Source organism: Mycolicibacterium confluentis (assembly GCF_010729895.1).
In the GTDB taxonomy this organism is placed as follows: domain Bacteria; phylum Actinomycetota; class Actinomycetes; order Mycobacteriales; family Mycobacteriaceae; genus Mycobacterium; species Mycobacterium confluentis.
Genome location: NZ_AP022612.1, coordinates 336,190 through 356,113, shown reverse-complemented (window position 1 = coordinate 356,113; position 19,924 = coordinate 336,190). Strand labels below are relative to the sequence as shown.

19 protein-coding genes are annotated in these 19,924 nt (G+C 68.4%); 9 read left to right on the top strand and 10 right to left on the bottom strand.

Annotated features, from left to right (window positions below; all coding sequences use genetic code 11):
• Window positions 1–2: 2 nt before the first annotated feature.
• From G6N34_RS01555 to G6N34_RS01545, 3 genes are all read left to right on the top strand, one after another.
• Window positions 3–305 carry a DUF1416 domain-containing protein gene (locus tag G6N34_RS01555; protein ID WP_085156347.1) on the top strand — a complete coding sequence of 101 codons (303 nt, stop codon included), beginning with the start codon at window positions 3–5 and terminating at the stop codon, window positions 303–305.
• Between the two features lie 203 nt (window positions 306–508).
• Window positions 509–1,237, top strand: a complete 729-nt coding sequence (locus G6N34_RS01550; protein WP_085156350.1) for a heme-binding beta-barrel domain-containing protein — start codon at window positions 509–511, stop codon at window positions 1,235–1,237.
• Window positions 1,238–1,262: 25 nt separating this feature from the next.
• Window positions 1,263–1,541, top strand: coding sequence for a hypothetical protein (locus tag G6N34_RS01545; protein WP_234813096.1), 279 nt, complete (start codon window positions 1,263–1,265; stop codon window positions 1,539–1,541).
• A 386-nt stretch (window positions 1,542–1,927) separates the two neighbouring features.
• On the opposite strand, the gene G6N34_RS01540 is transcribed toward G6N34_RS01545, so the two are convergent.
• Window positions 1,928–2,788 (bottom strand): aminodeoxychorismate lyase, encoded by an 861-nt coding sequence (locus tag G6N34_RS01540; RefSeq protein WP_085156462.1) that lies wholly within the window; start codon window positions 2,786–2,788, stop codon window positions 1,928–1,930.
• 44 nt (window positions 2,789–2,832) lie between these two features.
• Between G6N34_RS01540 and ygfZ the strand changes: the two genes are divergently transcribed.
• The gene (gene ygfZ / locus G6N34_RS01535; RefSeq protein WP_085156356.1) at window positions 2,833–3,933 is read left to right on the top strand and encodes a CAF17-like 4Fe-4S cluster assembly/insertion protein YgfZ; all 1,101 of its coding nucleotides are present in this window, start codon (window positions 2,833–2,835) and stop codon (window positions 3,931–3,933) included.
• A gap of 143 nt (window positions 3,934–4,076) precedes the next feature.
• Window positions 4,077–4,262: a DUF3073 domain-containing protein gene (locus G6N34_RS01530; protein WP_085156359.1), complete on the top strand. Its 186-nt coding sequence runs from the start codon at window positions 4,077–4,079 to the stop codon at window positions 4,260–4,262.
• A gap of 191 nt (window positions 4,263–4,453) precedes the next feature.
• On the opposite strand, the gene purM is transcribed toward G6N34_RS01530, so the two are convergent.
• On the bottom strand, window positions 4,454–5,536 hold the full coding sequence (gene purM / locus G6N34_RS01525; protein ID WP_085156361.1) for a phosphoribosylformylglycinamidine cyclo-ligase: 1,083 nt from the start codon (window positions 5,534–5,536) through the stop codon (window positions 4,454–4,456).
• 130 nt (window positions 5,537–5,666) lie between these two features.
• Between purM and G6N34_RS01520 the strand changes: the two genes are divergently transcribed.
• Window positions 5,667–7,025 (top strand): NAD(P)H-binding protein, encoded by a 1,359-nt coding sequence (locus tag G6N34_RS01520; RefSeq protein WP_085156364.1) that lies wholly within the window; start codon window positions 5,667–5,669, stop codon window positions 7,023–7,025.
• Window position 7,026: 1 nt separating this feature from the next.
• Here the strand turns inward: G6N34_RS01520 and G6N34_RS01515 are convergent, their stop codons facing one another.
• From G6N34_RS01515 to purF, 5 genes are all read right to left on the bottom strand, one after another.
• On the bottom strand, window positions 7,027–8,685 hold the full coding sequence (locus tag G6N34_RS01515; RefSeq protein ID WP_085156366.1) for an ABC transporter ATP-binding protein: 1,659 nt from the start codon (window positions 8,683–8,685) through the stop codon (window positions 7,027–7,029).
• Window positions 8,682–9,638 carry an ABC transporter permease gene (locus G6N34_RS01510; RefSeq protein WP_085156369.1) on the bottom strand — a complete coding sequence of 319 codons (957 nt, stop codon included), beginning with the start codon at window positions 9,636–9,638 and terminating at the stop codon, window positions 8,682–8,684. Before G6N34_RS01510 ends, G6N34_RS01515 begins: the two co-directional genes overlap by 4 nt.
• Before the next feature lie 2 nt (window positions 9,639–9,640).
• Window positions 9,641–10,597, bottom strand: coding sequence for an ABC transporter permease (locus G6N34_RS01505; RefSeq protein WP_234813098.1), 957 nt, complete (start codon window positions 10,595–10,597; stop codon window positions 9,641–9,643).
• A 134-nt stretch (window positions 10,598–10,731) separates the two neighbouring features.
• Window positions 10,732–12,249, bottom strand: a complete 1,518-nt coding sequence (locus tag G6N34_RS01500; RefSeq protein ID WP_085156373.1) for an ABC transporter substrate-binding protein — start codon at window positions 12,247–12,249, stop codon at window positions 10,732–10,734.
• Between the two features lie 53 nt (window positions 12,250–12,302).
• The gene (gene purF / locus G6N34_RS01495) at window positions 12,303–13,853 is read right to left on the bottom strand and encodes an amidophosphoribosyltransferase (RefSeq protein ID WP_085156376.1); all 1,551 of its coding nucleotides are present in this window, start codon (window positions 13,851–13,853) and stop codon (window positions 12,303–12,305) included.
• Window positions 13,854–14,143: 290 nt separating this feature from the next.
• On the opposite strand from purF, the gene G6N34_RS01490 reads away from it, so the two are divergent.
• On the top strand, window positions 14,144–15,481 hold the full coding sequence (locus G6N34_RS01490) for a DoxX family protein (protein ID WP_308213255.1): 1,338 nt from the start codon (window positions 14,144–14,146) through the stop codon (window positions 15,479–15,481).
• Here the strand turns inward: G6N34_RS01490 and G6N34_RS01485 are convergent.
• Window positions 15,447–15,869: a sterol carrier family protein gene (locus tag G6N34_RS01485; RefSeq protein WP_085156378.1), complete on the bottom strand. Its 423-nt coding sequence runs from the start codon at window positions 15,867–15,869 to the stop codon at window positions 15,447–15,449. The two genes, G6N34_RS01490 and G6N34_RS01485, sit on opposite strands and share 35 nt — an antisense overlap.
• A gap of 18 nt (window positions 15,870–15,887) precedes the next feature.
• Here G6N34_RS01485 and G6N34_RS01480 point away from each other — a divergent pair, with 18 nt between their 5' ends.
• Complete coding sequence (locus G6N34_RS01480; RefSeq protein WP_085156380.1) at window positions 15,888–17,084, top strand: MCE family protein; 1,197 nt, start codon at window positions 15,888–15,890, stop codon at window positions 17,082–17,084.
• A gap of 42 nt (window positions 17,085–17,126) precedes the next feature.
• The gene (locus tag G6N34_RS01475; RefSeq protein WP_085156383.1) at window positions 17,127–17,552 is read left to right on the top strand and encodes a PPOX class F420-dependent oxidoreductase; all 426 of its coding nucleotides are present in this window, start codon (window positions 17,127–17,129) and stop codon (window positions 17,550–17,552) included.
• Between the two features lie 2 nt (window positions 17,553–17,554).
• Here G6N34_RS01475 and G6N34_RS01470 read toward each other — a convergent pair whose 3' ends face one another.
• A complete protein-coding gene (locus G6N34_RS01470; protein ID WP_085156386.1) occupies window positions 17,555–18,190 on the bottom strand; it encodes an Rv0804 family intramembrane glutamic endopeptidase in 636 nt (211 codons plus the stop codon).
• Window positions 18,190–19,920, bottom strand: coding sequence for an alpha/beta hydrolase (locus G6N34_RS01465; RefSeq protein ID WP_085156389.1), 1,731 nt, complete (start codon window positions 19,918–19,920; stop codon window positions 18,190–18,192). Before G6N34_RS01465 ends, G6N34_RS01470 begins: the two co-directional genes overlap by 1 nt.
• Window positions 19,921–19,924 lie beyond the last annotated feature (4 nt).

Below are 19,924 nucleotides of genomic sequence, written 5' to 3'. Positions count from 1 at the left end.
ACATGTGCTCAGCCCCTAAGCAAGGACAGGCAGTGCCCGCAGGTGTCGACCTGGAGAAGGAGACCGTGATCACCGGTCGCGTGGTCGACGACGCCGGTCAGACCGTGGGCGGCGCGTTCGTCCGGCTGCTCGACTCCTCCGACGAGTTCACCGCTGAGGTCGTCGCGTCTGCCACCGGTGACTTCCGGTTCTTCGCCGCGCCGGGCACCTGGCGCGTGCGGGCCCTGTCGAAGGTCGGCAACGGCGATGTCGTGGTGGCCCCCACCGGCGCCGGCATCCACGAGGTTGACGTCAAGGTCGCTTAGTCGCTTGAAGCCGGTTCCCGCCGCGAGTGAGCAATTTCGCACTCGTGAGCGGGGACCGGCGCGACTGGCGCAGACGTCACGAACTAGACTCACCGCTGTGGTTCTGTTCTTCGAATTCATGCTCGTCGCGGCCGCCGCGGTCATCACGTGGTTCGCGTTGTACGCGCTGTACCGGCTGATCTCGGACGAGTCCTGACCGGCTGATGCCCGGCAGCGACGCCGTGCCCGGCGCGACCCCCGACTCAGGCGACCGCGCTGACTCAGAGGACCGCGCGACTCCCGACTCAGGTGTCCGCGCGACCCCTGGTTCAGGTGACCGCGCGGTCGCCGCTGCGGCCGAACGCGCCAAGGCCACCTCGGCGCGCAACATCCCGGTCTTCGACGACCTTCCGGCACCTGCCGACACCGCCAACCTTCGGGAAGGCGCGGATCTGCACGATGCGCTGCTCGCGCTGCTGCCGTTGATCGGCGTGTGGCGCGGTGAGGGCGAGGGCCGAGGTCCGCACGGCGACTACCGCTTCGGACAGCAGATCGTCGTCTCTCATGACGGTGCCGACTACCTGAACTGGGAAGCCCGGTCCTGGCACCTGGACGACGAGGGCGGCTACCGGGAGCATGCGCTTCGCGAAACCGGCTACTGGCGCTTCGTCGCCGACTCGAACGACCCCAGCGAGTCGCAGGCCATCGAACTTCTGCTCGCGCATTCCACGGGTTACATCGAACTGTTCTACGGCCGTCCCCTCAACCAGTCCTCGTGGGAACTGGTGACCGATGCGCTGGCGCGCAGCAAGTCCGGGGTCCTGGTCGGCGGCGCCAAGCGTTTGTACGGCATCATCGACGGCGGCGACCTGGCCTACGTCGAGGAACGGGTCGACGCCGACGGCGGTCTGGTGCCGCACCTGTCGGCCCGCCTGTCTCGATACGTCGGCTGAGCCGGCGCTGACCAGGGAGATATCTGTGCAGTCATGTCGTACCCGTGTGTTCGCGGCGGGCTGGGTCGCCGCTGCGCTGACGCTCGTGGGGTGTGGGTCCGAACCGACCCCGGCCGATCCCACCGAGACAAGTCACGCCCCAGACACGTCCGAACACGGGTCGCTGGCGCACTGCCTGCATGAGCATGGGATCGACGAGTCCGCGGTGTCGCCCGCCGGACCCCCGCCGGGTGTGGACCCGGCCACTTGGGACAAGGCCATGCAGGCCTGCAGCCCGCTGGGCCCCGGCCCCGCCGCTCCGTAGATTCCGGGCGCCATCGGCGAGATCGACGTGATGGCTGCCTGAGCCCCGGAATCGGCGGCTTCCACGACCACGACGCAGATCTCGCGCATAGGAGCGCGGACAAGGGGGCACTCCGCCGGTCTCTGGCGCCCACCCCCGTCGTGAGACTGAGCCCAGACATGGAGCGGCCCCCGAGCCGTGTTCCGGTTTGGACAGACCGAGGGCTCGGGGGCCGGGTGGCTGCTTGGAATTCGCCAGCGCGCGCAGGTGAATTTCCTCGCCTGGTGCTGCTAGCGGGCAGCCACCTCACATGTCCATACGTCACTCAATTTGTCGGACCACCTCCTTCCCTGTGTACGGCCGACCGTACTCGCGCAGTCCCGGAGGTACAAGGGATTTTCGTTCGCTCAGCGCGCAGCGGTGATGGCCCGGTCGACCATGCCCGCGAACTCGCGGGCCAGCCCCGAACTCGGCAGCGACTGGCCGTCCAGGGTATGCACCCGAGCCCCGAGCGTGATCGCCGAGATCAGCCAAACACCTTGGGCCGCAAACAGATCAGCGGGGCGAAGGGGCTGCAGGTCGCAGTCATACCCCTCGGCGCGAGCCACCTCGAACAACGCCTGCTGGGTGGTGCCTCGCAGGATCGGATACCACGGCGGCGGTGTCAGGAACCCGGGCTTGCCGTCGATGTCGGTGGCGATCACCACGGTCGATCGCGGTCCTTCGAGGATGTAGCCGTCGGAGCTGACGAAGATCACCTCGTCGGCACCCAGCGTCGCCGCGTGCCGCAGTGCGGCCATGTTCACGGCGTACGACAGCGTCTTGGCGCCCGCCAGCAGCCAGGGCATCGAGTCGGTTCCCGCGACGGGCAGCCCCCGGTCGAGCAGCACGGCCTTCACCCCCGCGCGCCGCGCGGCGTACACGCGCTTCGCCAGGGGATTCACAGTCACATAGGCCGTCGGCAGGGACAGGCTTTCGCGACCGCGCGAGTAGACCAGTCGCAGTGCCCCCTCATCCTGCGTCTGCGCCGACCATTCGACAGCGGCCTTGTCGATGGCCGCCCGCCACGCCACCAGATCGGGCGCGGGCAGGTCGAGCATGGCGGCCGAGTTCGCCAGGCGCGCCAGGTGCGCCTCGGCAAGGCAGGGCCGGCCTTCGCGCACCAGCAGCGTCTCGAACACGCCGTCCCCGCGCACCGCGGCCAGATCGTCGGCGTGCAGCAGGGGCACGTCGGGATCGCGCACTTCGCCGTCGAGAGTCACCACCACCGCCATGGGCACACAGCCTAGGCGGTGGTCCGTAGAGTTGACCTGTGTCAGCTGTCCCCGCACCTGAAGACGGTCCCGACTCGGGCGCCGTGTGGCATTTCGGCGATCCGCTGGGCGAGCAGCGCGCCGCGGCGCACGAGGCGGTGGTGATCGACCGCTCGCATCGCGGCGTCCTCACGCTCACCGGCCCCGAACGGCAGAGTTGGCTGCACACCATCTCCAGCCAGGACGTGGCCGCACTGCCCGACGGGGCCAGCACGCAGAACCTGAGCCTGGACGGTCAGGGACGCGTCGAAGACCACTGGATCCAGACTGAGCTCGGCGGGGTGACCCACCTGGACACCGAGCCCTGGCGGGCGCAACCGCTGCTGAACTTCCTTACGAAGATGGTGTTCTGGGCCGACGTGAAGCCCGCCGCCGCCGACTTCGCGGTGCTGTCGCTGATCGGTCCCAGGCTGGCCGACGCCGACGTGCTGGCGGCCCTTGGGATCCCCGCCCTGCCCGACGTGATGTTCGCGACCCCGCTGGCCGACGGCGGCTTCGTCCGTCGGATGCCCAGCACGCCGGACGGACCCCCGGAGATCGATCTGCTGGTCCCTCGGGAGGCCAAAGCGGACTGGCTGGCCCGTCTGGGCGACGCCGGGGTGCGCCCGGCGGGTGTGTGGGCCTACGAGGCGCACCGCGTGGCCGCCGTACGCCCCAGACTCGGCGTCGACACCGACGAACGGACCATCCCGCACGAGGTCGGCTGGATCGGCGGCCCCGGGACGGGCGCCGTGCACCTGGACAAGGGGTGCTACCGCGGACAGGAGACGGTGGCCCGCGTGCACAACCTCGGCAAGCCGCCGCGGATGCTGGCCCTGCTCCACCTCGACGGGGAAGCCGATCGTCCGGCAACCGGCGATCCCCTGCTTGCGGGCGGACGCGCGGTCGGACGGCTGGGCACCGTGGTCGACCACGTCGACGAGGGTGCGATCGCCCTGGCACTGCTCAAACGGGGACTTCCGGCCGAGACACCTCTGACCACCGGCGGTGACGTCGAGGTGGCGGCCGCCATCGACGCCGACTCCCTGCCCCCGGCCGACGGCATCGGGGCCGGTCGGGCGGCCATCAACCAGCTTCAGGGGCGTTCGCGGGGCCAGTGAGGACCAGGTGTGACGCCCGCCGCGCCCGGGCCTGCCAGCGGACGACCACAGGGCACGGTAAAGTGGTCGCAGGACAATAAACAGACACAGATCGGAGCCGCCTGATTTCGGGCCGCTCCGTTATTGCGCGAGGGGGTTCCCCCATGGGCCGCGGCCGGGCTAAGGCAAAGCAGACCAAGGTTGCACGAGAGCTTAAGTACAGCTCTCCACAAACCGATTTTGAGCGGCTTCAGCGCGAGCTGGCCGGGTCGGAGAGCGGTAACAACGCGCTCGACGACGGGTTAGCCGACGATTCTTGGAGGGATGACGAGGACAGCTGGCGCCGCTAACTGTCCCGTTTCCACACCCCTCGGCACCTCAGCGCACCACGGTCGGTCGGTCCAGCCGACTGGGTGCTGACGTCCGGTTCACTTTCGCTTAGAACCCCGCGCGCAGATTGACCGACCCGCGGATGCCGAGCACAGCGGGTGTTGACCGACCGCGGATGCCGAGCACAGCGGGTGTCTAGAACTGCGGGTGTCTAGAACCGCGGGTGGCGGCCCACCAGCGTGGCGCGCTCGCCGTCCTTGGTGCCCTTGTTGACAGTGCCGAGCGTCCAGCAGTTCAGATGGCGGGCGGTCAGGATGGCCAACGCGCGGTCGGTGTCCTCCGGCGCGACGACGGCCACCATGCCGACGCCCATGTTGAACGTCTTCTCCATCTCGGCGCGCTCGATCCGTCCGCGCTGCGCGATCATCCCGAACACCGGTGCGGGCGTCCAGGTGCCGCGATCAAGCTCGGCCACCAGGCCCGGAGGCATGACGCGTTCCAGGTTGCCCGCGAGCCCGCCGCCGGTGACGTGGCAGAACGTGCGGACCTGAGTCTCGGCCGCCAGGGCCAGGCAGTCCTTGGCGTAGATCCGGGTTGGCTCCAGGAGTTCTTCACCGAGCGTGCGGCCGAACTCCTCGACGTGGCCGGCCAGGTTCATCCGGTCAATCTCGAGCAGCACCTTGCGGGCCAGTGAATAGCCGTTGGAGTGCAGGCCTGAGGACCCCATCGCGATGATCACGTCGCCGGGACGGACGCGGTCGGGGCCCAGCACGTTGTCGGCCTCGACGACGCCGACGCCCGTGGCGGAGATGTCGTAGTGGTCGGGCTCCATCAGCCCGGGATGTTCGGCCGTCTCGCCGCCCAGCAGAGCACACCCGGCCTGCACACATCCCTCGGCGATGCCGGCCACGATGGCCTGCACCCGCTCGGGGACCGTGCGGCCCACGGCGATGTAGTCCTGCAGGAACAGCGGCTCGGCACCACAGACCACGAGGTCGTCGACCACCATCGCGACCAGGTCGAGGCCGACGGTGTCGTGTTTGTCCATGGCCTGTGCGACGGCGAGCTTGGTGCCCACGCCGTCCGTCGACGAGGCCAAAAGGGGCTCACGGTAGCCACTGCGCAGGGCGAACAGGCCCGCGAAGCCGCCGAGGCCACCACGGACCTCGGGCCGGGTCGCCTTCGCCGCGAGCGGCTTGAACAGTTCCACAGCACGATCGCCCGCTTCGATGTCGACCCCGGCCGACGCGTACGAGATGGCAGGAACAACGGGGTCTTCAGCACGATCGGTCATCGCGCCTCAATCTACCGGTCGGCGCGGTGGCTCGACAGCCGGACCTTGACACCGAGGCCACGCGGACCCCACGCGATCGTTTCCTGCGCGCTGGTTCGGGCAATCCGAACGCGGCGCGGCTCCGAATCACATATGGGTCGACGAAGGGAAGGAGACGGCTCTGTCTCGCTGTCTGGTCACCGGTGCCACCGGCTACATCGGCAGCCGGTTGACGCCGGTGCTGCTCGCCGAGGGCCATCAGGTGCGCACGCTGGTGCGCAACCCCGACAAGCTCTCGGCGGTGCCGTGGCGCGACGACGTGGAGGTGGTGCGTGGAGATCTCGCCGAGCCCGAGTCGCTGCGGGAGGCCTTCGACGGCGTCGACGTCCTGTACTACCTGGTCCACTCGATGGGCACGGCTTCGGACTTCGCGGACGCCGAGCGGACGGCGGCAGGCAACGTCGCGGCGGCCGCGAAGGAGATGGGCGTCGCCCGCATCGTCTATCTGGGTGGCCTGCATCCCTGCGATGCGAATCTGTCGCCGCATCTGGAGTCCCGCACGCTGGTCGGCGAGACGCTGATGGCCTCAGGCGTGGAGACCGTGGTGCTGCAGGCCGGCGTCGTGGTCGGCGCGGGATCGGCGTCGTTCGAGATGATTCGCCACCTCACCGACCGACTGCCGGTGATGACGACACCGAAATGGGTGCACAACAAGATTCAGCCCATCTCGGTGAGCGACGTACTGCACTATCTGGCGCAGTCCGCGACGGCCCCGTTCCCACAGACCCGCGCGTGGGACGTCGGCGGCCCCGACGTGCTGCGGTACGGCGACATGATGCAGGTCTACGCGGAGGTGGCCCGGCTGCGGCGGCGCCGGATCCTGGTGCTGCCGTGGCTGACGCCGACGATCGCCAGTTGGTGGGTCGGGTTGGTCACGCCCATCCCGTCGGGGTTGGCGCGTCCGCTGGTGGAGTCACTGCACTGTGACGCGGTCTGCGATGAGCACGACATCGACGCCGTGATCCCGCCGCGGCCCGGCGGGCTCACCGGCTACCGCGACGCGGTCGAGCGCGCGCTCGCCCAGCAGACCCGCGCGGACCTCGAACCGGCGTGGTCGGCCGACCCCGCCGACCCGCTGCCCAGTGATCCCACATGGTCGGGCGCGCACGCGCGGGTCGCGACCCACTCGACCGCCACCCGAACCGACACCACGTCCGCGTTGCGCCGGGTGAGCCAGGGCGTCGGACGCGGCTGGCGAACCGTCGCGAACGGGCCCGAGGGCACGCTGGTGCTCGGCGCCCGCCAGCCGATGGGACAGGTGCGGCTCGAACTGAGCACGGCCTCCGGCGAGGGCGGACGCGCCGCGGTGGGACACCGCAGCGTCCTGGTCCCCCGCGGGCTACTGGGGCAGGTCTACGCCGCCACGGTGTGGCCGTTCCGGCGCCGCCTGCTGCACCGACGCATCTCGGCGCTGCTCGCGTCGGGTGAGCCGTCGGTGAAAACCCACTGAGTCAGTCGAACAACCCGGCCGACGCCTCGCGTCGTCGGCGCTGCTCGGCCGGGTCGGGCACCGGCACGGCGGCCACCAGTCGCCTGGTGTACTCGGTCTGCGGGTTGCGCAGGATGGCGTCGGGGGTGCCGACCTCCTGCAGCACCCCGTCGCGCAGCACCGCGATCTCATCGGCCAGTCGGTCGACGACCGCGAGGTCGTGGCTGATGAACAGGCAGGCGAACTGCCACTCCCGCTGCAGTTCCTCGAAGAGGTCCAGCACCGAGGCCTGCACGGACACGTCGAGTGCGCTGGTCGGTTCGTCGGCGACCAGCAGGTCCGGTCCAAGCGCCAGGGCCCGGGCCAGGTTGGCGCGCTGACGCTGGCCGCCGGAGAGTTCGTGCGGGTAGCGCTCAGCGGTGTCCTTGGGCAGCCTTACCGCATCGAGCAGTTCGGTCACCCGCGTCCGCAGCTTCTCGCCCTTGGCGACCTTGTGCACCAACAGGGGTTCGGCGACGCAGTCACCCACGCGCAGGCGAGGATTCAGTGACGTCGCGGGGTCCTGGAAGACGAACCCGAACCTGCCTCGCACGGGCCGCAGTGCGCGCTGGCTCAGACCCGTGATCTCCTGACCGAGGATCGTGACCGTGCCCGACGTCGGCTTCTGCAGCGCCGCGACACAGCGGCCGATCGTCGACTTGCCCGAACCCGATTCACCCACCAGACCCAGGGTTCGCCCGCGCGCCACCGTCAGGCTGACGTTATCGACTGCTTTGAACGGCGCGCCGCCGATTGGGCCGGGGAACTGCACGGTCAGTCCGCTGACCTCCAGCACCACCGGGGCGTCCTCGTCCGTCGCGGCCTTCCCGGTGTGCCCCTGCCCCAGATGGGGCACGGCGTCGAGCAGCGTGCGCGTGTAATCGGCCTCCGGTTCGTCGAAAAGCTTCTCCACCGAGGCGATCTCGACCACCCTGCCGGCGTTCATCACCACCACCCGGTCGGCCAGGTCGGCCACCACGCCCATGTTGTGGGTGATCAGGACTATCGCACTGCCCATCCGGTCACGCAGGTCGCGCAGCAGTTCGAGGATCTCGGCCTGCACCGTGACGTCAAGGGCCGTGGTCGGCTCGTCGGCGATGATCACGGCGGGGTCGCATGCGATCGCGGTGGCGATCACCACGCGCTGTTTCTGGCCGCCGGACAACTGGTGCGGGTAGTAGTCGTAGCGATGTTCGGGGTCGGGCAGACGGACCAGGCGCAGCAGTTCGATCGCGCGTTCCCGGGCCTCCCGGCGATTCATGTCCGAGTGCGCACGTACGGCCTCACTGACCTGGTAGCCCACCGTGAACAGCGGATCCAGTGCGGCGCCCGGTTCCTGGAACACCATCGCGATGTCCTTGCCGCGCAACGCCGTGAACTGTTTGTCCGACAGCGTGGCGACGTCGCGGTCCCCCAGCAGCACGGTGCCACTGACCCGAGCGGTGTCGGGCAGCAGACCGATCGCGGCCCGCGATGACACTGACTTCCCCGAGCCCGACTCCCCCACCACCGCAAGCACTTCGCCGGGTTGGACGTCGAACGACACCTCGTCGACGGCGCGGACGGAACCTGCGTCGGTCGCAAAGCTGACCGACAGTCTCTGGAACGACAGCGCCGGTGCGGACTGAGTGGTTTCGGTCATCTGCCCTCCGACCGGCGGGTGCGCAGCAGCGGGTTCAGAGCCTCGTTGACGCTCTCACCGACCAGGGTCATGCCGAGCACCACCAGCACGATGGCCGCGCCGGGGAACACGGCCGTCCACCAGATGCCGTTGGAGATGTCTGACAGCGCCTTGTTGAGGTCGTATCCCCATTCGGCGGCCTGGGTCGGCTCGATCCCGAAACCGAGGAAGCCCAGGCCTGCCAGCGTCAGGATCGCCTCGGCCCCGTTGAGCGTGATGATCACCGGCAGCGAGGACGTCACGTTGGACAGAATGTGCCGGAACAGGATTCGCGACGTACTGGCACCCGTCACACGCGCCGCGTCGACGAACGGTTCGCCCTTGATCGCCACGGTCGCGTTCCGCACCACGCGGAAGTACTGCGGTACGAAGACCGCCATGATGGCCACCGACGCGGACAGGATGCCGCCCACGGTGCCCGACTGCCCGGCCGCCAGCACCACCGACACCACGATCGCCAGCAGCAGCGAAGGCATGGCATACAGCGCGTCCATCACCAGGACCAGAACCCGGTCCAGCCATCCCGACAGGTAGCCGGACACCAGGCCCAGCACCACCCCGACCACCAACGAGATCACCAGGGACAGCACGATCACCATCAGCGCTGTGCGGGCACCGTAGATCACGCGGGAGTACACGTCCTCGCCTCGCACCGAGGTGCCGAACCAGTGTTCCGCCGAAGGGGCCTGCTGGCGGGCGAATTCGACGCCGTCGGCGCCGGTCTGGGCGAATCCGTAACGCGCGAGCAGCGGCGCGAAGATCGCGATCAGGATGAAGGCCGCCACCAGCACGAGGCCCGCGATGAGCGTCGCGCGCTGCAGCCCGTGCGTCGACCGCAGCAGGCCCAGGCCCGGGAAGGACCGCCGCTTGGGGATCCCGACGACGATGGTCTCGATTCCGGCCGCCTGTGTCATGACTAGAACCGCACTCTCGGGTCGATCAACGCCACCGCCAGGTCGATCACGAAACTCATCACCGCGACGATCAGCGCGATGATGGTCACGATGCCCTGTACCGCAACGAAGTCCCGCGCCGAAAGATAATGCGCCAACTGCAGTCCCAGGCCGTTCCACTCGAACGTGGTCTCGGTGAGCACCGCGCCGCCGAGCAGTAGCGCGACCTGCATGCCCATCACGGTCACCACTGGCACCAGCGCGTTGCGGAACGCGTGCCTGCGGGTGACCACGCCCGGGGACAGGCCGCGGGCCTTGGCGGCGTCGACGTATCCGGACCGCAGCGTCTGGAGCATGTTGACGCGAACCAACCGCAGGAACACCCCGGCCGTCAGCAGTCCGAGCGCCAGCGCCGGCAGGATCGCGTGCAACAGCACGTCGATGATGTAGGTCGAGTCGCCGTAGAGGATCGCGTCGACGATCATGATGTTGGTCTGCGGTCGCACCTCCGACAGCGCGATCTCCGTGGAGGCGCTCGACCGCCCCGATGCGGGCAGCCAGCCGAGCTTGACCGAGAACAGCAGCTTTCCCAGCATGCCGACGAAGAACACCGGAGCGGCGTAGAAAAGCACCGCGAGCAGCCGCAGGCTCACGTCGGCCCACCGATCCCGGTGGGTGGCGGCGAAGAGCCCCAAGGGAATTCCCAGAGCCAAGGCGATCAGCAGCGACCAGAACGCCAGCTCCAGAGTGGCGGCGCCGTTGACCAACAGGATGTCGGTGATCGGCCTGCGGTCCGTCAGCGTGGTGCCGAAGTCACCGCGGAACAGGCCCGCGATGTACTCCCAGTACTGCGTCAGCAGCGGACGATCGAATCCGGCTTCGGCCTTGCGTTCGGCGATCTGCGCCGGGGTCAGGCGTCCGCCCGCCGCCGCGGTGATCGGGTCACCGATGCCGCGCATCAGGAAGAACACCAGTGTCACCAGGAACCACGCGGTCGGGATGATCAGCAGGGCCCGCACCCCGAGGTAGCGCGACAACGCGCCGAACCGGGACTGCCCACCGCGGCGAGTCGCCGGGTCCGGGGCCGCGCTGGGACCGGTGTCCACGGTGACGGTCATGAGACTTTCCTCAGCGGCGTGAACTGGAACTTGAACGACTTGTCGAGCAGCACACCGTCGATGTCCTTGCCCGCCACAGCAATCTGCTTCCCGGTGAGCAGCGGAAGAGTGGAGATGTGGCTGCTTGCCATCAGATCCTGGATCCGCCCGATCATCGCCGTGCGTCGCCCCGGGTCGGCTTCGGTGGCCTCCTCCGTGATCAACTTCGTGATCTCATCGTCCTCGAAGTGGTTGCCCACGAAGTTGTCCGGCAGAAAGAACGGGGTCAGGTAGTTGTCGGCGTCCGGGAAGTCGGGAAACCAGCCGAGCTGGTACAGGGGGTACGCGTCGGCGACGCGCTCCTTGGTGTAGGTGACCCATTCGGTGGACTGCAGGTTCACGTCGAACAGGCCCGTGGCATCCAACTGGCCTTTGATCGCCGCGTACTCCTCCGACGAGGAGACGCCGTAGTGGTCGGGGTTGTACTGCAGGTTGAGCCGAACCGGGATGGGGAGACCGGCGCGTTCCAGGTACTGCCGCGCCTTGGCCACGTCGGGTTTCTCGCCGTAGATGTCCTTGAACGCTTCGTTGGCGCCCGCGATGCTCTCCGGCACAACGGAATACGCCGGTGAGTAGGTGCCCTTGTAGACATCTCGGGACAGCGCCTCGCGGTTGATCGACGATGCGACCGCCTGACGGACGGCGAGCTTCTGCTCCGGGGTGGATCCCGGCATGGTCACCATGTTGAACCCGATGTAGCGCAGTTCACCGCCGGGACCTTCGTGCACCACGAGGTTCGGGTTTCTGCGCAGGCCCTCGATGTCGGTGGGAGACAGGCTGCGCCACGCCACGTCGATGGCACGGTTGGCGATGTCGAGTTTCAGGTTGTCGCTGTTGGCGTAGTACTTCAGGCCCACCAGTTGGGTTTTCGGCTCGCCCAGCAGGCCGCGGTATTCGGTGTTGGCCTTGAGTCCGATGAGTTCATTCTTGCGGTGGGTCGTCATGGTGAACGGCCCGGCGAAGGGTTCAGCCTCAGCGATCGCGTTGTCGTCCAACAGCCCATCCGGCGGGAACACCTCTTCGTCGACCACCGGCCCGGCGTTGGTCGCGAGCACCTGAGGAAACGTCTGGTCGTTGGGCAGCTTCAACGTGAACGCCACCGTGAGCGGGTCCGGGGTCGCGATGTGAGCGAGGTTGGCCAGCAGCGACTGCGGACCGTTGGGGTCGTTGATGACGTTCTCGCGGTCGAACGAGAACTTCACGTCCGAGGATGTCAGCTCGTTGCCGTTGGCGAACTTGAGGTTTGGCTTCAGCACGCAGGTGTAGACCGTCGGCGCGGAGAACTCACAGTGCTCGGCGAGGTCGGTCTTGAGTTCACCCGTGCCGGGCACGAAGTTCATCAGGAACCCGTAGACCTGGTTCATCACCTGGAAGGACCCGTTGTCGTAGGACCCCGCCGGATCCAACGTCGCGACCTTGTCGGTGGTGCCGACGGTCAGGTACTCACCACTGACGGCGTCGTTGGGGCGCCCCAGCCCACAACCACCGGCCAGCAGCGCGGTGAGGACAACCGCGGCTACCCGCCGGGTTACGGGCGCCGCAGTGCAGAAGCGTTGTCGTTGTCGGATTGCCCAACGCTAACCGGCGCTCCGCCGGTGCGTGCGGCATTCGAGAGCATGTGTTCGATGACGTTCTTGCCCAACGCAGTCTCACTGGGAAGTTCGATCGGGTAGACGCCGTCGAAGCAGGCGCAGCACAGGCGGGTTGCGGGCTGCTCGGTGGCGCTGATCATGCCGTCCAGCGAGATGTAGCCCAACGAGTCGGAGCCGATCGCGTGCCGCACGGCGTCGATCATGTCGTCCTGAGTGCCCTCGGCGTTGGCCGCGTTGGCGATCAGTTCGGCCGGTGAGGCGAAGTCGATGCCGTAGAAGCAGGGCCATTTCACCGGCGGGGAGGCGATGCGGACGTGCACCTCGACGGCACCCGCCTCACGCAGCATCCGGATCAGGGCGCGCTGGGTGTTGCCACGCACGATCGAGTCGTCCACCACCACGAGCCGCTTGCCGCGGATCATCTCGCGCAGCGGATTGAGCTTGAGCCGGATGCCCAGTTGGCGAATGGTCTGCGAGGGCTGGATGAACGTGCGCCCGACGTAGGCGTTCTTCATCAGGCCCTGTCCGAACGGGATGCCCGACTCCTGCGCGTAGCCCACGGCGGCCGGGGTGCCGGATTCCGGGACCCCGATCACCAGGTCGGCGTCGACCGGCATCTCGCGGGCCAGGCGCCGGCCGATGTCCACGCGGGTGGAGTGCACCGACCGCCCGACCAGCGTGCTGTCGGGGCGGGCGAGGTAGACGTACTCGAAGACGCAGCCTTTGGGGGTGGGGTTGGCGAAGCGGGTGGACCGAACGCCGTCGGCGTCGATGGCCAGCAGTTCACCGGGTTCGATGTCGCGGACAAAGGACGCACCGACGATGTCGAGTGCCGCGGTCTCCGAGGCCACCACCCAGCCGCGATCCAGGCGTCCCAGCGACAGCGGGCGCACGCCGTAGGGGTCGCGCGCCGCGTACAGGGTGTTCTCGTCCATGAAGGTCAGGCAGAACGCGCCACGGACGGTCGGCAGCAGTTCCAGGGCGGCCTGTTCGAGGCTCGAATCCGCGGCGCCGTGCGCGAGCAGCGCGCCGAGGATGTCGGAGTCGGTGGTCGCCGACGGGGTGCCGGCGCTTCCCATCACGCCCGCCTCGCGAGCGCGTGCGGCCAGCTCTGTGGTGTTGACGAGGTTGCCGTTGTGCCCGAGTGCGACGCCGGTGCCCGCGGTGGTGTTGCGGAACACCGGTTGCGCGTTCTCCCAGGTGGTCGAACCCGTGGTCGAGTAGCGACAGTGCCCGATGGCGACATGGCCCTGCATGGCGGCCAGAGTCTGCTCATCGAATACCTGGCTGACCAGGCCGAGATCCTTGAAGACCAGAACCTGCGTGCCGTCGGCCACCGCAATGCCTGCGGCCTCCTGGCCGCGATGCTGCAGCGCATAGAGGCCGTAATAGGTCAGCTTGGCGACATCCTCGCTGGGTGCCCAGACTCCGAACACGCCGCATTCTTCACGGGGGGAATTCTCGAGGTCGATCGGTTGTTCGGTCACGTTTGCGGGCTGCTCCCTGACGAGGGGGTTGGTGACAAGGCTCAAGTCTACGGCCAGTTCACGACCGCGACGTCCACGTGCAACCAAATTTGCGCCCGATGCGTGCCCTCGGTGGCCAATCTCACATCGCCGTGAATATGACACAGTCCGCCACGAATACGACGCCGCACGCAGGCGAATCCCACCAGATACCTTGCTGCACAGCGCATTCAGAGAACTGAGACCCGGTTCGCATCAGCCCTCCGGGTAGCATCGGCTGGCGACCACCGAAACCGAACCGAGGGGGCGCAGTGAGTGCGGTCGACACCGACGACGTGAAGCAGATCACGACCGATGACGACGGCGCCGCACCCTCCTGGCACCCAATCACGCGCCTCGCGTTCCGCTTCTGTGTCGTTTACTTCGGACTGTTCTGCCTGCTCTTCGCCCAGATCTCCTACGCATTCACCGGCCCGATCTCGCACTGGCTGCCCGACGGTGCCGTCCTCTGGCAGATGGCGACGCTGGCGCCAGTCTTCGGCTGGGTCGGCCGCACGGTCTTCGGTGTCGAGGCCGAACTGCACCTCGATTCGGGCAGCGGTGACCAGGCCGCGATCTGGGTGATGGCGTTCTGCCTGCTGGTGGTGGCGGTGGTGGCGACCGCGGTGTGGAGCGTCCTGGACCGGCGCAGGCGTGCGTACCCGCGCCTGCAGGCATGGTTCCTGACCTTTCTGCGGCTGTGCCTGGGCGGGCAGATGCTGTTCTACGGCATGGCCAAGCTGATCCCGACCCAGATGCCCGCGCCACCACTGAGCGCGCTGCTCCAGCCCTACGGCGATTTCAGCCCAGCGTCGGTGCTCTGGCTGCAGGTCGGCTCGTCCCACCCGTACGAGATGCTGCTCGGTGCGGCCGAGGTGCTGGGCGGCCTGCTGCTGTTCGCACCGCGCACCGCGACGCTGGGAGCGCTGGTCAGCGCGGCCTGCATGGGCCAGGTGTTCGTCTTGAACATGACGTTCGACGTCCCGGTGAAGATCCTGTCGTTTCACCTGCTGGCGCTGGCCCTGGTGCTGCTGGCTCCGCAGATCCGCCGGCTGGTCGACTTCCTGGTGCTGCACCGGGCCACCGAACCGCCGACGCAGCCGGCGCTGTTCGACTCCGGCCGGGCCAACCACATCGCGGTGACGGCGCAGGTGCTGCTCGGCGCATGGATGCTCGTGGGATCGGCGTTCACCAGTTGGACCGCGTGGCGCGAGTACGGCGGCGGCAGCCCGGAACCACCGCTGCACGGGATCTGGAACGTCACCGAGTTCGAGCGCGACGGCGCGGCGGTCCCACCGCTGGCCACCGACGAGCACCGCTGGGGACGTCTGGCCATCGACACCGCTGGCGCGGCGACCATTCAGCGCGTCGACGGCAGGCTGGTGACGGTTCCGGCCGAAGTGGACCCACAGGCGCACACCCTCACGATCACCGCGCCGGAGACCGCCGCGACGTTCGCGTTCACGCGGGATGGCGGCGACGGGCTGCGCCTGGAGGGTGAACTGGCCGGCCGGCCCGTTCGGATCAATCTCCTCCGCACCGACCCCACCGACTTCACCCTGCTCAACCGAGGGTTCAACTGGGTGCAGGAGTATCCGTACTTCCGCTGAGCACACCCGGGAGCAACGGGAGCCAGGCGGCCACCTCGCCCGCACGCGCACCCGAGAGCGTCAACCGGCCCGTCGCGACCGCGTCGTCGACCGTCAGCAGCCCCGTCACCAGACCCAGCCAGGTGCGGGCGTCGGTCTCCACGACGTTCGGCGGGGTGCCCCGCGTGTGCCGCGGGCCTTCGATGCACTGCACCGCCACGAACGGCGGGACGCGGACCTCGACGGACGCTCCAGGGGCGTCCGCGGCCAGGGTTCGCGCGGTCAGGCGCACGGCCTCGGCGAGTTCGGTGCGCGCCGGCGCGGTTGTGTTCTCGTCGCGCAGCCACGGGGCCAGTGCCGCCACCGCGGCGCGCGTCTTTGCCGGATCAGCGGTGCGACGGGCGGCCATACCCTAGGTTCTCAGACGATGGACGGGGCTCGGCGCCGGGCAGCGGGCGCGGTGCTGTTGTTGCTGATGGTGGGGGCCGTCGGAATCACCTACGGCCAGTTTCGCGGTGCGTTCACACCCACGACCCAGTTGCGTCTGCATGCCGACCGCGCCGGACTGGTGATGGATCCGGGCGCGAAGGTCACCCTCAATGGCGTGGACATCGGCCGGGTCTCCGCGGTGGACGCCGTTGACGTCGAGGGCAACACCATGGCCCAGCTGACCCTCGCCGTGGTGCCCCGCTACGCCCGCATCGTGCCGTCCAACGCTCGCGTGGACATCACCGCCACGACGGTCTTCGGCAACAAGTATGTGTCGTTCACCTCGCCGGAAGATCCTTCACCGCAACCGATCTCGCCCACAGAGGTGATCCGCGTCAGTGCTGTGACCACCGAGTTCAACACACTGTTCGAGACCATCATGTCGATCGCCGAGCAGGTCGATCCGGTGCGGCTCAACACCACACTGTCGGCGCTCGCCGACGCCCTGACCGGTCAACGGTCCCCCTGGCCGCAGACCTGGGCGTCGGCCAATCAGGCTTTCGACGCCGTGATCCCTCGACTGCCCCAACTTCGTTACGACACCGTCCGATTGGCTGAATTGGCCGATGTCTACACGGCCTCCGGACCGCAGTTGTGGGACGCCCTGGCCGACGCGGCCACCACCGCGGGTTCGGTGCATCGACTGCGCGGGGCGCTCGATGCGGCCCTGCTGGCCTCGATCGGGTTCGGCAGCACGGCCGCCGACGTGTTCGACCACACCGCCCCCTACCTGCTGCGCTCGGCCGCCGACCTCGTCTCCACGTCCACCGTGCTGGACCGGCACAGCCCGTCCCTGTTCTGCACGATCCGCAACTACGCGCAGGTGGCTCCCCGCGTCGCAGGCGCTCTCGGCTCGAACGGCTACTCGTTGAGCAGCGTCAGCGGGGGCGGGGTCAACGGCGCCGAACCGCCCTACATCTACCCCGACAACCTGCCGAGGATCAACGCCCAAGGCGGGCCGGGCGGGCGGCCGGGTTGCTGGCAGTCCATCACCCGAGAACTCTGGCCTGCGCCCTATCTCGTCGTGGACACCGGGGCGAGCATCGCGCCCTACAACCACCTCGAACTCGGACAACCGATGTTCGTCGATTACGTGTGGGGCCGCCAGGTCGGCGAGTACACCATCAATCCGTGACCCATTGACCTCAACCAAAGTTCAGGTCATAGCGTGGCGATTATGACCTTCAAACAGCACGAGATCGACTACATGGCGAACGTCGCGCTGGGCCGATTGGCGACGATCGCCCCCGACGGCACACTGCAGAACAGTCCGGTCGGCTTCACCTACAACGCCGAGTTGGGCACCATCGACATCCACGGGTACAGCATGTCGAAAAGCCGCAAGTACCGAAACCTCGAGCACCACAGCGCCGTGGCGTTCGTCGTCGACGATATCGCCTCGCGCGACCCGTGGCGGGTGCGCTGCCTGGAGATCCGCGGCACCGCCGAGCAGGCCGAAACCCGCTCCCCCACTGTGGAACCCAACGGCGACGCGCTGGACACCGCGATCATCCGAATCACGCCGCGGCGGATCATCAGTTTCGGCATCGACGACTTGGAGACCGAACCGCATCTGCTGCAATTCGACAGCCGTGACGTCTGAAGTCAGACCGCCCGGCGCTGCACCCATCCGGCGGCGACGGCGCCCGCCTCGTTGATCGCCAGATGAGTCAACGCCGACGCGACGACGCTGCCCGATCGGTGCGCCAACCACCCGAACACCCATCCGGCCACCCCCGTCACCAGGACGGTGCCCAGCACCGGTTCCCCCGCACCGCGCGCATCGACGACGTGCGACAGGCCGAACGCCGTGGCCTGCAGCAGTCTGCCCGCCCGTGGGCCGAACCCGACCTCTGCCAGCGTGCCCAGCGCGGCCCGGTAGGCGGACTCCTCCGACCACACTGTGCCGAGCGGAATCTCGTAAACCAGCCATTTCCACTGCGGCGTCGGCAGATCGCGCGCCGCCATCCCGGCCTGGATGATCGGGACCGCAGTGGTCGCGGCGACACCGGCGGTCACGACAGCGGCACCCAGCGCGCCCCAGCGCACACCGCTGCGCAGCGCTGCGCCACGCACCCCAAGAGGCGCATGCACGCTCAGCGCCAGCGCCGTGCCGAGCGCGGCCTGGATCAGCGGATGGCGCCGGCCCGGAATCTGCAGACCGGCCGTCGTGCTCCACACGACCAGCGCCGTACCCAGGCCCACCGCGGCAGCCTTTGCGCCGCGCTGATCGCCGGACATCAGGTCTCCGGCCCGTCCTCGGCCGCGGCCTTGTCCAGGGCGTTCCGAATGCGCTCGGTGTCGGCGGGGGTCCACCCGTCGGGCGGCGCTACCGCCACCCAGCCGTCGAGCACGTAATGCCCGTAGTTGTGGCCATGTCCCCCAGGCACTCCCGCTGCGTTGAAGATGTCGGCGCCCACCTGAGAGAACGTCACGAAGGGATACCACCGCATGGCTGCGGTGCGGTCCCGGCCCGGCGGTTCGATGAGCCAGTCGGGCCGCGAGAACATCAGGTCCGGTGACCACCACACGATCGGATCGGACGCGTGCTGCAGGAAGAGCACGCGCGTCCCCTCCCACGGGTCCGCGGTGTCGCGGGCGATCTCCTCCGCGTCGGCCCCCTGCGAGAAGCGCACCGTGCGCCCGTTGTCGTAACGCGGTGAGACCTCCGTGGTGCCAGGGTCACGCCGTTCGATGAGTGCGCGCCACAGCGTGCTGGCCTGCGGCGGTCCGACCCAGAGCACCGAGTCGAAACCCATCAGCGACACGTCGGGCAGGAATCCGAACGCCCCCTGGCCCGCCATCGAACCCAGGCTCTCGCCGTACAGCATGAGTTTGGGCCGGCGATCCGGCGGCAGCGTGGCCCACCGTCCCTGCACGGCGTCGATCAGCATGCGTCCTGAAGTGACGGACTTCTCCTGGTCACCGACGAACGAGATCCAACTGGGCAGATAGGAGTACTGCAGAGCGACGATCGCGGTGTCGCCGTTGTAGAGCATCTCGACCGAGCGCGCGGCGACGGGATTGACCCATCCGGTTCCGGTGGTGGGCACGATGATCAGGGCCTTGCGCTCGAACGCCCGGGTCCGCTGAAGTTCGCTGAGCAGCACCGCAAGCCGGCCCTCGTCGGTGTCGGCGGTCTGCAGGCCCGCGTAGACCCGGATCGGCTCCTTGGCGGGCCTGCCGTTGACGCGGGTCAGTTCCTCGACGCTGGGACCGGTCGCGACGAAGTTGCGGCCCTGGAAGCCGAGCGTGTCCCACGGCGCGAATGATTCTGGGCTGCCCGACCTTTCGGGTTGGGTCGGCGCCACGACACCTTCTCGGGTGGCGGCGTTCTGCGGTTGGAAGACCCGAGAAGCTCCGGCCAGGAACCCGCGGTAGAGCACACCGTTGATCAGCATGACCACCAGCATCACCACCACCGCGGTGCCGATGAACAGCGCGACCTCGTCGTTGATCTGCCAACGCCGCTTCAGGAATCGTGCGACCAGTCTGATCAGGTCCAGGATCACGCGCGAGGCCGCGATCAGCGCACCGCCGACCGCGAGTGCCAGCAGCAGGGTGCGGTAGTACCCCAGCGTCGCCGGGCCCTCCATGCCCATCACCGCCGCCACCTGACGCTGCCAGGCCGCGGCGGGCGCCACCATGAGCAGGCTCGCACCGATCGCGGTGACCACGCTGACGATCTTGAGCCGCCACAGCACCGTCTTCGACGGAGGCCACCAATCGCGATTGCGTAACGCGAAGTGCCGGACAATCTTTCCGACGAGGACGCCGACCCCGTAGCCGATTGCGGCGTTGACGCCGCCGATCAGCCCGGCGAACTCCCAACTGCGCGGCAGCAGCGACGGAGTCATCGACAGGCAGAAGAACAGCGCACCGAACACGACACCGACGAAGTCGAGGCGAAGCAGGCCCCACGCCCACAGCAGGAGCGGGTGCGGAGCCGTGCGCTCGCCCGTCGCGGTCATGGCG

Bases quoted from the DNA above. Each gene is read 5' to 3' on its own strand.
- G6N34_RS01555 (WP_085156347.1), top strand. From the start codon at position 3: ATGTGCTCAGCCCCTAAGCAAGGACAGGCAGTGCCCGCAGGTGTCGAC.
- G6N34_RS01550 (WP_085156350.1), top strand. From the start codon at position 509: ATGCCCGGCAGCGACGCCGTGCCCGGCGCGACCCCCGACTCAGGCGAC.
- G6N34_RS01530 (WP_085156359.1), top strand. From the start codon at position 4,077: ATGGGCCGCGGCCGGGCTAAGGCAAAGCAGACCAAGGTTGCACGAGAG.
- purM (WP_085156361.1), bottom strand. From the start codon at position 5,536: ATGACCGATCGTGCTGAAGACCCCGTTGTTCCTGCCATCTCGTACGCG.
- G6N34_RS01515 (WP_085156366.1), bottom strand. From the start codon at position 8,685: ATGACCGAAACCACTCAGTCCGCACCGGCGCTGTCGTTCCAGAGACTG.
- G6N34_RS01510 (WP_085156369.1), bottom strand. From the start codon at position 9,638: ATGACACAGGCGGCCGGAATCGAGACCATCGTCGTCGGGATCCCCAAG.
- G6N34_RS01485 (WP_085156378.1), bottom strand. From the start codon at position 15,869: ATGGCCGCCCGTCGCACCGCTGATCCGGCAAAGACGCGCGCCGCGGTG.
- G6N34_RS01480 (WP_085156380.1), top strand. From the start codon at position 15,888: ATGGACGGGGCTCGGCGCCGGGCAGCGGGCGCGGTGCTGTTGTTGCTG.
- G6N34_RS01475 (WP_085156383.1), top strand. From the start codon at position 17,127: ATGACCTTCAAACAGCACGAGATCGACTACATGGCGAACGTCGCGCTG.
- G6N34_RS01470 (WP_085156386.1), bottom strand. From the start codon at position 18,190: ATGTCCGGCGATCAGCGCGGCGCAAAGGCTGCCGCGGTGGGCCTGGGT.
- G6N34_RS01465 (WP_085156389.1), bottom strand. From the start codon at position 19,920: ATGACCGCGACGGGCGAGCGCACGGCTCCGCACCCGCTCCTGCTGTGG.